Source organism: Mycobacterium sp. NGS29 (assembly GCF_059812965.1).
Genome location: NZ_JCALDR010000042.1, coordinates 1 through 10,407 on the forward strand (window position 1 = coordinate 1; position 10,407 = coordinate 10,407).

Below are 10,407 nucleotides of genomic sequence, written 5' to 3' on the forward strand. Positions count from 1 at the left end.
TCTGCTGCCTGCAACCCTATGAGTCCGACAGCCGAATGGCCGATGATTCCCCTGAATCGACCGCAACGGTGTGCCATTAGGCTGGGTCCGATGTCTGACCTGCGCTCCGTCCTGCTGCTGTGCTGGCGTGATACCGGGCACCCGCAGGGCGGCGGCAGCGAGACCTACCTGCAGCGCATCGGCGCCCACCTGGCCGGGACCGACGGCATGCGTGTCACCCTGCGCACCGCCCGCTACCCGGGCGCGCCGCGCCACGAGATCGTCGACGGCGTGCACATCAACCGGGCCGGCGGGCGCTACACCGTGTACATCTGGGCGATGCTGGCGATGGCTCTGGCCAGGGTCGGCCTGGGACCGTTGCGGCGGGTGCGTCCCGACGTGGTGGTCGACACCCAGAACGGGCTGCCGTTCCTGGCTCGGCTGCTGTACGGGCGACGCGTGGTGGTGCTGGTGCACCACTGCCACCGCGAGCAGTGGCCGGTCGCCGGGCCGGTGCTGTCCCGGGTGGGGTGGTTCGTGGAGTCGACGTTGTCCCCGCTGCTGAACCGGCGCAACCAGTACGTGACGGTGTCGCTGCCGTCGGCGCGGGATCTGGTCGCACTCGGCGTGGACAGCGACCGGATCGCCGTGGTGCGCAACGGTCTGGACGAGGCTCCGGAGCCGACGCTGGCGGCTCCGCGGGCGCCCGCCCCGCGCGTGGTGGTGCTGTCCAGGCTGGTGCCGCACAAGCAGATCGAGGACGCGCTGGAGGCGGTCGCGCAGTTGCGGTCCCGGATCCCGGGGCTGCACCTGGACGTGGTCGGCGGCGGCTGGTGGCGGCAACGCCTCGTCGACCACGTGCACCGGCTCGGCATCGCCGAGGCGGTCACCTTCCACGGCCATGTCGACGACGCGGCAAAACACCGGCTGCTGCAGCGTGCATGGGTGCACGTGTTGCCGTCGCGCAAGGAGGGCTGGGGTCTGGCGGTGGTCGAGGCCGGCCGGCACGGCGTGCCCACCATCGGTTACCGCGCCTCCGGCGGTCTGTCCGACTCGATCATCGACGGGGTCACCGGCATCCTGGTCGATGACCGTGCCGGGTTGGTGGACGGGCTCGAAGAGCTGCTGCGCGACCCGGTGCTGCGCGATCAGCTGGGTGCGAAGGCCCAGGCGCGCAGCATGGAGTTTTCCTGGGAGCAGAGCGCCGCAGCGATGCGCGTGGTGCTGTCCGCTGTGCAGGCCGGTGAGCGCTGCGGCGGCCTCATCTAGCTGGCTGCGGTGGCGAGTTCGCCGGCGCGTGGTGCGGGTGCCGCCGACCGGGCGCTACGGGAGTTGATCGAATACCACGTCCCCAGCACAATGCACAGCGCCGCGGGCACCAGCATCGCGAACCCGCCGATCCGTGCGCCGATCATGATTCCGGCCGCCCCGCCGACCAGGAAGAGCAGCAGGGTCACCGAGAGGACCGCGGCCTTCCACTTCTCGATGCCGTCCCGGTGGATGCGTCCCAGCATCAGCCCGAGGTCGGTGACCGTGCCGGTGAAGTGGGTGGTGCGGACCGCCATCCCGCGGAAGCTCGAGGTCAGTCCGTTCTGCATGCCCAGTGCCGCGGCGGCGAAGAAAGCCTGTACGACGGGCTGTTCGACGCCCAGGGCCGCGATCGCAGCCTTGAGCGGGGTGTCTTCGACGCCGAAGGCGGCGATGAGCAGCAGTACCGCCTCGGCGGTCAGGACCGCCGCCAGGTGTGAGCCCCTGGGGTGCTGGTTGCGTCCCAGGACGGCGCCGGCTGCGATCGCACCGATCCAGAACCCGATCAGGATCGCGGCCAGCAGATGGCCTTCGTAGAGCCACGGGTTGGCGGTGGTCATACCCAGTTGAGTGGTCACTCCGGTCAGGTTGCCGACCGGAAAGGCGAGGATCGAAATGGCCACAGCGTTGACGAAGCCGGCGATGAAGGCCAGCGATCCGCTGTAGCCGAGCAGCGCCCGCGGGGTGGCCAACGGGGCGTCGTCGTGCAGTTGGTCGGTGTTGGTCATCGGAAGGTTCGCTTTCAGCGTCTGGTTCCGGCATGGGCGGGGCCGCAGCGCCCCTGATATGAAGGATATATAGCGAAAAATTCTTCATCAATAGATCTTCGTATGAGTCTGGCAAGAATGACGCTGCCGCGTGCCGGGCTATCTTTCGATCGGCTGAATTGGCGAAGTAATTTACGCGAAAAGCCAGCGTCACTATGATCAGAGATGTGACCACTGTCGAGACACCTCAGGACATCGAGCCGCCGGGCTCGATGCGTGGCTGGACGTTCCTCACCAACCACGGCCACGTGCTGCTGTGTGTTTCCGCCGGTGGATCGCTGACCGCCCGGGAGTTGTCGCTGCGGATCGGCATCACCGAGCGGTCCGTGCAGACCATCCTGGCCGATCTGACGGACGAGGGGTACCTGATCAAGTCCAAGGTCGGTCGCCGCAACGTCTACACCCTGAACCCGGCGGGCCGGCTACGGCACCCGTTGGAAGCCAGTCACACCGTGGGCGAACTCATTCAGGCGCTGTCCTGATCGGTCGTCGCCGCAGGCACGCCGCACCCACTCCGCCGATCAGCAACATCGCCAGCCACGCCAGATGCGCGGCGACCACTGCCCCCCGGCGCGACCCGGACATCCCGGGGGCGTCGCCGCCGATCCGGTACAACGCCAGCTCGCCGTCCCGGTAGGCCGGCGTCAGCCGCGCCATGGTGCGGGCAGCAGCACCCATGTCCCCGGCACTGTCGGATTCCACGACCAGCCAGGCCACCCCGGCGGACGCGAGGGCCGACGGTTCCGGCCCGGATAGCAGCAGTTGCTGTACCTGCCGGGCGTGGTCTCCCTCGCCGGGCACCGTGACCCCGGAAATCAGCAGGTCACCGGTGGTCAGCACGTCAGCGCGCACCCAGCGCGGCAGCGGGTCGAGCACCGGTGCCGGACCCGACCAGGAGAAGCGCCGCATGGTGCCGGCCGGCAGCACCGCAACCGGTCCCGGCTGCGCGTCGATCCGCGCGGCCACCGCGGCCCAGCCGGGCGGGTAACGCACCGGCGTCACCGTGTCCCAGACACCCCAGGCCAGGTCGGGCAACGCCAGCACCAGCGTCAGGCAGCACCCCAACGCTGTCGCCGCGGGCGCCATTCGGCGCTGCAGCGTCAACACCGCCCCCGCGCCGGCCAGGGCGTACCCCGGCATGGCCAGGGCCACCCATTTCTGCCCGTCGCGCAGCACCCCCAGCGGGGGAACCGCCTCGACCACGGTCCGCAGCAGATGCAGCCCCGGGCCGGTGGCCAGCAGGGTCGGCACCAGCACCGCCACACCGGCCAGCACCAATAGCGGCCACACCGCCGGCCGGCGCACCACCGCCGGCAACCCGGTCGCCACCACGCCCAGCAGCACCGCCGTGGATACCAGCGCGAAAAGCGTTGTCCGCGAAGCAGGTACGGCTGCGCCGTTCCAGATCCCGCCCAGGCCGGCCAGGCTGAGCAGGGTGCCCAGCCCCGGCTCGGCCCGCGCCGCGAACACGTCGACCCCGACCGCGTCGGCGGCGCCGGACGACGTCCCCAGCAGCGCCGCCGTCAGCCACGGCAGCGCGCCCACCACCGCGCAGCCCAGTGCGGCGACCCCGCACCGCCACCGCGGGCGGCCCGATCCCGGCGCCGCCGCGCACACCAGCGCCACCGTTGCGGCCAACAGCAGACCCGTCGGCGTCAGACCCGCCACACCGACCCAGCCGGCCAGCGCGAAAAAGCCGCGCCGGCCACCCGCCACCCGCAACTCCAGCATCGTCGCGGCCACCCACGGCAGACAGCCGTAGCCGAGCAGCAGGCTCCAATGGCCCTGCAGCAACCGCTCCGCCACGTAGGGGTTCCACACCGCCAGCGTGCCGGCCACCAGGCCGCCGGCCGTCCCGGACTCCGGCAGCACCACCTCGGCCAGTCGCGCCGCACCCCACCCCGCCAGCCACAACCCGAGTAGCAGCAGGACCTTGACCAGCAGCCCGCCGTCGACGACGCCGGACGCCAGCGCCAGCGCAAAGTCCTGCGGGGTGGCGCGCGGGGCCGCCGTCAACCCCAGTGCGGCGTCGGACAGGTACGAGCGGGGGGTGGAGACGGCATCGCGCAGCAACAGGTAGCCGGGCCCCAGGATCGGCGCCACCACCAGCAACGCCAGTACCAACGTGTACGCCGGCCGGACCAAACCGGCCCGCACGGCGATTAGCTCCGTTCGGGCGGGCCCGGCGGTGGCGGGTCGGTCGGGCCGGGTTCGGTCGAGGGCGCTTCACCGGACGGCGGCTTGGGTGGCGGGTCCCCGGCCGGCGGCGGATCACCGGGCGGTTCCGGTCGTTGCGCCGGTATCTTCTCCGTCTCGGCTTCGGCGCCGGGAACCGGCGGCTCCAGGCCGGCGCGCCGCAGGAAATCGGTGTCGTCGCGGTCCAGGCCGGGATCGGTCAACGCGCTCTCGGTGCGCAGGCTGAACGACGCCAGCACCGCGCCGCCGAGCAGCGCGATCAACCCGATCGCGGTGAACGTGATCGGCAGCACCCGCGACCACAGCGCCAGTCGATCGCGCTCGTCGCGCGCCGAATTGACCTGGGACTCCACCGTTTCCGGGGTGGACGTGATCTTGTAGTCGACCAGCGTCACCTCGGGCTTGAGCGCGTCGCGGGCGTAGTAGTGGTGCGCCTGATCGGTTTGCTTGACGATGGTGCCGGACACCGGGTCCACCCAGAACACCCGCTTGGCGGTGTAGTAGCGGGTCATGGTGATCTGCTCAGCCGGATCGCCGGGCAGGCCCCACATTCCGGCGCTGGTGGTGATCTTGCGGTCCTCTTCGCCGGCGTACAGCGACGGGTAGGCGATGGGAGCCACCACCTTGCCTTCGGAGTTGACGCCGACGGTCTGGGTGAACCGGTAGGCGGTCAGCCCGTTGACGTCTTCCTCGCCGTCGAAGTTGGCGTCGAACGCCTTCTGCGCGATCGGGTCGAAGTAGGGGTAGGTCTTGCGTTCGGTGTTGAACGGGAAGCGGTAGGACAGGCCTTCGTGGCGCAGCGGGATCGGCGTCGGCGGGCTTTCGTCGCCCAGTCCGCGCGGCTTCTGCACCGACCCGCCCGGGTGGGAGTCGTCGGCGACGGCAAGGGCGGTCCGGCGGTTGAGGGTGACGTTGTCGACGATGGCCAGCAGCAGTCCGCTGTCCTTCTGCCGGTCACTGCGCCGCAGCGACGAGCCGACCTGCAAGGTGACCACCTGGGCGTTGGCCGGCAGCTCGACACTTACCTGCTGCTGGGACACCAGCGGCACATTCTGGTTGACCACGACGTGGTCGGTCGACAGCGACTCGGGGTTCAGCGCCGTGCCGCTGCCCTCGCTGTTCAGCGTGGCGTCGATGTTGAGCGGAACCTTGGCGACCCGGCTGCTGGTGTAGATCGACAGCAGCAGCGCGGCGATCAGCAGGGCGGCCCCGAGGCCGATGGTGCCGCATGCGGCGATACGCAACATGACTGCTCGGTTCACGTTGCAGTGACCTCCTCTAGGTCCAAGTTTCGCAAGCAGTGCAGCAGACTGGTCTGACCCTACCCCGATGGTCGGCGAGGACGCGCAGGCAGACTGTGATCGTGACCGACTCGCAGCAGGTGGGTGGCACCCGCAGCTTCCTGCCCGCCGTCGAAGGGATGCGTGCCTGCGCGGCCATGGGGGTGGTGGTCACCCACGTCGCCTTCCAGACCGGACATTCCAGCGGCGTGGACGGACGGCTGTTCGGCCGGTTCGACCTGGCCGTCGCGGTGTTCTTCGCGTTGTCGGGGTTCCTGTTGTGGCGCGCCCACGCCGCGGCCGCCCGCAACCTGACGCCGCGGCCACGCACCGGTCACTACCTGCGTTCGCGGGCGGTCCGCATCATGCCGGCCTATCTGGTGGCGGTGGTGGTGATCCTGACGCTGCTGCCGGACTCCAACCACGCGAGCCTGACAGTGTGGCTGGCCAATCTGACGCTCACCCAGATCTACGTGCCGTTGACGCTGACCGGCGGGCTGACCCAGATGTGGAGCCTGTCGGTGGAGGTCGCTTTCTACCTGGCGCTGCCCATCCTGGCGCTGCTGGCCCGCCGGATTCGGCCCGGTGCGCGCCTGCCGGTGATCGCCGCCGTCGGCGTGCTCAGCTGGGGCTGGGGGTGGTTGCCGCTGGAGGCACTGGGCCGGGGGCCGGGTGCCAACCCGCTGAACTGGCCGCCGGCCTACTTTTCCTGGTTCGCTGCGGGGATGGTGCTGGCCGAGTTGGTGCACAGCCCGGTCGGCCGGGTGCACCGGCTGGCCCGACGTCGCGTCCTGATGGCGGTGATCGCGCTGGCCGCCTACCTGGTTGCGGCCTCCCCGCTGGCCGGTCCGGCCGGGCTGGTGACCAGCACCGCCACCGAGTTCTCGGTGAAGACGGCGATGGGCGCGGTGGTGGCGTTCGCGTTGGTGGCGCCGCTGGTGCTGGACCGGCCGGACACGCCGCACCGGCTGCTCGGCAGCACCTTCATGGTCACCCTGGGCCGCTGGTCCTACGGCCTGTTCATCTGGCATCTGGCCGCACTCGACATGGTGTTCCCGGTGATCGGCGCGTTCGCGTTCTCCGGACACATGCCGACGGTGCTGGCCCTGACCCTGCTGTTCGGCACCGCGATCGCCGCGGTGAGTTACGCCCTGGTCGAGTCGCCCTGTCGGGAAGCGTTGCGCCGGTGGGAGAAACGCGAAAAACCGGCACCGGACGTCGACTCCGAGGCGGACGCCGTCGCGCCGTGACCCGCTAGGCGGGGTTGATGTTGATCACCAGCGCGGTGATGTTGTCGGGGCCGCCGCCGTCGCGGGCCGCCGCGATCAACGCCGCGCAGGCATAACCGGGTGCGGGGTTCTCGTCCAGAATCCGGCCCAGTTCGGGCTCCTTGACCACGCCGTGCAGGCCGTCGCTGCACAGCAGGATCCGGTCGCCGACCCGCAACTCCAGCGCGCTGGAGTCGGCACGCGCCGGCGGCTTCATTCCCATATATTTGGTCACCACACTGCGGGCTTTGTGCCGGCCGGTGTCGGCCGCGTCCACCTGATGGGCGTCGACCAGCGCCTGGACCAGGGTGTGATCGCGGGTCAGCCGCTGCAACTGACCGTCGCGGCGCAGATAGGCGCGGCTGTCGCCGAGGTGGGCCACCAGCGCCCGCGGGCCCGCGATGACCACGGTCACCAGCGTGCTGTTGGCGCCCTGGTAACGCGCATCGTCCTGCGATTTGGCGTGCAGGTCGTCGGAGAGTTCGGAGACCGCGCGGCCCAGTCGTTCCGGTGCATCGGGTTCGCCGCGGTTTTCGGGTGGGAGGTGATGCGCGACGTAGTTGGGCAGTACCTCGACCATCGTCTGGGCAGCCAGGGCGCCGTCGCGGCTGCCTCCCACACCGTCGGCCACCATGAACAGGAACTGATCGGCGTCGGCCCCCCAGCGGTCCTGATTGTCGCTTCGTACGCAGCCGACGTCGCTGAGCGCAGAGTATTCCAGGGCGTACATGGGTCTAAGTCTGCAACCACGCGCCCACGACGTCACGCACCGCGGCCCGACGCGCCCTGTCCGCGTCGTCCCCCGGCGACCGGCGCCTCACTGGTAGCCACCCTGGCGATCGAAGATGCGGCGCGGATTGTCCACCAGCATGGTCTGCAGTTGTTCGTCGGTGACCCCGCGCTCCTTGAGCGCCGGGATGACGTCGTTGTGGATGTGCAGGTAGTGCCAGTTCGGGGCGGCGACCGCGAGCATGTCGTCGGGCAGCGCGTCGAAGTAACAGTTGGCGTCGTGGGAGAGCACCATCTTGTCGGCGTGGCCGCGCTCGCACATCGTCGCCACGATGTCGACGCGCTCCTCGAACGGCAGGATCACGTCGATGCCGAACCGGTCCATGCCCAGATAGGAGCCGGCGGAGATCAGTTCTTCGAGATAGCCCACGTCGGTGCTGTCGCCCGAATGTCCGATGATCACCCGGCTCAGGTCCACGCCTTCTTCTTCGAAAATGCGTTGCTGTTCCAGCCCGCGGCGCAGGCCTGCGTGGGTGTGGGTGGAGATCGGCACCCCGGTGCGCTTGTGCGCCTGGGCGACCGCGCGCAACACCCGCTCGACGCCCGGGGTGATGCCGGGTTCGTCGGTGGCGCACTTGAGGATTCCGGCTTTGATGCCGGTGTCGGCGATGCCCTGCTCGATGTCGCGGACGAACATGTCGACCATCACGTCCGGGCCGTCCAGCATGGTGCCCGGGCCGGTGTAATGGAAGCAGAACGGCACGTCGTTGTAGGTGTAGAGGCCGGTCGCGACGACGATGTTCAGCTCGGTTTCGGCGGCGACGCGGGCGATGCGCGGGATGTAACGGCCCAGCCCCACCACCGTCAGGTCGACGATGGTGTCCACGCCGCGCGACTTGAGTTCGTTGAGCCGGGCCACCGCGTCGGCCACCCGTTGGTCCTCGTCGCCCCAGGCTTCGGGGTAGTTCAGGGCGATCTCGGTGGTCATGATGAACACGTGCTCGTGCATGAGTGTGACCCCGAGGTCCCCGGTGTCGATGGTTCCGCGGGCGGTATTGAGTTCTGACACGCCACTGATGCTAGGTCGATCGGTAGTCAGTTGACAGTGCCGATCTCGGCGACTCCGGCCTCGGCCACCGGCCGGTTGCAGTACCGTCTAGCCGTCCTGACCCGTCCGCGCTGGGAGTCACCCGCATGCTGCTCAACCCCAACCACCTGCAACGCAAGTACCCCGACGCCCGGTCGGCCGAGATCATGCAGGCCACCGTGGACTTCTTCGAGAACCGCGGTAAGGCCAAGCTCAAGCAGGACGCCCACGACCGCGCCTGGTACACCGACTTCCTGGACCACATCGCCAAGCACCGCATCTTCGCGTCGCTGCTGACCCCGGCCCAGTACGGTGCCGACGATTGCCGTTGGGACACCTACCGGATCAGCGAGTTCGCCGAGATCATCGGCTTCTACGGGCTGAGCTACTGGTACCCGTTCCAGGTGACCGCGCTGGGGTTGGGCCCGATCTGGATGAGCGACAACGAGGACGCCAAGCGCAAGGCCGCCGCCCAGCTGGAACAGGGTGAGGTGTTCGCCTTCGGCCTGTCGGAGCAGGCGCACGGCGCCGACGTCTACCAGACCGACATGATCCTGACCCCGGCCGAGCACGGCTGGGTCGCCAACGGCGAGAAGTACTACATCGGCAACGCCAACGTGGCGCGCATGGTGTCCACTTTCGGCAAGATCGACGAGTCCGACGAGTACGTGTTCTTCGCCGCCGACTCGCAGGACGACCGCTACGAGTGCAAGAAGAACGTGGTGAATTCGCAGAACTACGTGGCGAACTACGCCCTGCACGACTACCCCGTCACCGAGGCCGACCTGCTGCACCGGGGAATGGGCGCCTTCCACGCCGCGCTGAACACGGTCAACGTCTGCAAGTACAACCTGGGCTGGGGCTCGGTCGGCATGTGCACCCACGCCTTCTACGAAGCCATCACGCACGCCGCCAACCGGCACCTCTACGGGTCGGTGGTGACCGACTTCAGCCATGTGCGACGGCTGCTCACCGACGCCTACGCCCGGCTGGTCGCGATGCGGCTGGTCTGCACCCGCGCCTCGGACTACATGCGCAGTGCTGCCGCCGACGATCGCCGCTACCTGCTGTACAGCCCGCTGACCAAGGCCAAGGTGACCAGTGAGGGCGAGCGGGTGGTCACCGCGCTGTTCGACGTCATCGCGGCCAAGGGTGTGGAGAAGGACACGTTCTTCGAGACCGTGGCCCAGGAGATCGGCATGCTCCCCCGGCTGGAGGGCACCGTGCACATCAACATCGGGCTGCTGGCCAAGTTCATGCCCAACTTCCTGTTCGCCCCGGACGCCTCGCTGCCGCTGATCGGCCGGCGCGACGACGACGCCGACGACACGTTCCTGTTCAATCAGGGACCCACCGGCGGTCTGGGCAAGGTGCGCTTCCACGACTGGCGCGCAGCGTTCGACGCCTACGCCCGGGTCCCCAATGTCGCGCTGCTGCGCGAGCAGGTCGAGGTGCTCGCCGAGATGCTGGCGGCGGCGACGCCGGATGCCGCACAGCAGAAGGACATCGACTTCGCGTTCGGGGTGGGCCAGATCTTCGCGCTGGTGCCCTACGGGCAGTTGATCCTCGAGGAGGCGTCGCTGTCGGGGGTGGACGATGCCCTGCTCGACGAGATCTTCGGACTGCTGGTGCGCGACTTCAACAGCTACGCAGTCGAACTCAACGACAAAGCCGCCACCACCGACGCGCAGGCGGACTTCGCGCTGCGGATGATCCGCCGACCCGCCAACGATCAGGCGCGCTACGACAAGGTGTGGAACGAGTTCGTGCTGCCGCTCAACGGCGCCTACGAA

9 protein-coding genes are annotated in these 10,407 nt (G+C 69.1%); 4 read left to right on the forward strand and 5 right to left on the reverse strand.

Features of this window, described 5'->3' with window-relative positions; all coding sequences use genetic code 11:
• The first annotated feature begins 90 nt into the window (after positions 1–90).
• Complete coding sequence (locus AC5Y5Z_RS25460; RefSeq protein WP_463828657.1) at positions 91–1,248, forward strand: glycosyltransferase family 4 protein; 1,158 nt, start codon at positions 91–93, stop codon at positions 1,246–1,248.
• Here AC5Y5Z_RS25460 and AC5Y5Z_RS25465 read toward each other — a convergent pair.
• Positions 1,245–2,015 (reverse strand): YoaK family protein, encoded by a 771-nt coding sequence (locus tag AC5Y5Z_RS25465; RefSeq protein ID WP_499928272.1) that lies wholly within the window; start codon positions 2,013–2,015, stop codon positions 1,245–1,247. The two genes, AC5Y5Z_RS25460 and AC5Y5Z_RS25465, sit on opposite strands and share 4 nt — an antisense overlap.
• Positions 2,016–2,266: 251 nt before the next feature.
• Here AC5Y5Z_RS25465 and AC5Y5Z_RS25470 point away from each other — a divergent pair, with 251 nt between their 5' ends.
• Positions 2,267–2,536: a helix-turn-helix transcriptional regulator gene (locus AC5Y5Z_RS25470; RefSeq protein ID WP_473140376.1), complete on the forward strand. Its 270-nt coding sequence runs from the start codon at positions 2,267–2,269 to the stop codon at positions 2,534–2,536.
• Here the strand turns inward: AC5Y5Z_RS25470 and AC5Y5Z_RS25475 are convergent.
• The gene (locus tag AC5Y5Z_RS25475; protein ID WP_499928274.1) at positions 2,517–4,211 is read right to left on the reverse strand and encodes an MmpA family trehalose lipid delivery protein; all 1,695 of its coding nucleotides are present in this window, start codon (positions 4,209–4,211) and stop codon (positions 2,517–2,519) included. The genes AC5Y5Z_RS25470 and AC5Y5Z_RS25475 overlap by 20 nt on opposite strands.
• Before the next feature lie 5 nt (positions 4,212–4,216).
• On the reverse strand, positions 4,217–5,512 hold the full coding sequence (pgfA, locus tag AC5Y5Z_RS25480; RefSeq protein WP_499928276.1) for a cell envelope lipid trafficking protein PgfA: 1,296 nt from the start codon (positions 5,510–5,512) through the stop codon (positions 4,217–4,219).
• Between the two features lie 95 nt (positions 5,513–5,607).
• On the opposite strand from pgfA, the gene AC5Y5Z_RS25485 reads away from it, so the two are divergent.
• Complete coding sequence (locus AC5Y5Z_RS25485; RefSeq protein WP_463828662.1) at positions 5,608–6,780, forward strand: acyltransferase family protein; 1,173 nt, start codon at positions 5,608–5,610, stop codon at positions 6,778–6,780.
• A 4-nt stretch (positions 6,781–6,784) separates the two neighbouring features.
• Here AC5Y5Z_RS25485 and AC5Y5Z_RS25490 read toward each other — a convergent pair whose 3' ends face one another.
• Positions 6,785–7,528 carry a PP2C family protein-serine/threonine phosphatase gene (locus AC5Y5Z_RS25490; protein WP_499928278.1) on the reverse strand — a complete coding sequence of 248 codons (744 nt, stop codon included), beginning with the start codon at positions 7,526–7,528 and terminating at the stop codon, positions 6,785–6,787.
• Positions 7,529–7,615: 87 nt separating this feature from the next.
• Positions 7,616–8,596: a phosphotriesterase family protein gene (locus tag AC5Y5Z_RS25495; protein ID WP_473140374.1), complete on the reverse strand. Its 981-nt coding sequence runs from the start codon at positions 8,594–8,596 to the stop codon at positions 7,616–7,618.
• A gap of 125 nt (positions 8,597–8,721) precedes the next feature.
• On the opposite strand from AC5Y5Z_RS25495, the gene AC5Y5Z_RS25500 reads away from it, so the two are divergent.
• Positions 8,722–10,407: acyl-CoA dehydrogenase family protein (locus tag AC5Y5Z_RS25500; protein ID WP_499928280.1), on the forward strand; the 1,686-nt coding region annotated here is incomplete at its 3' end.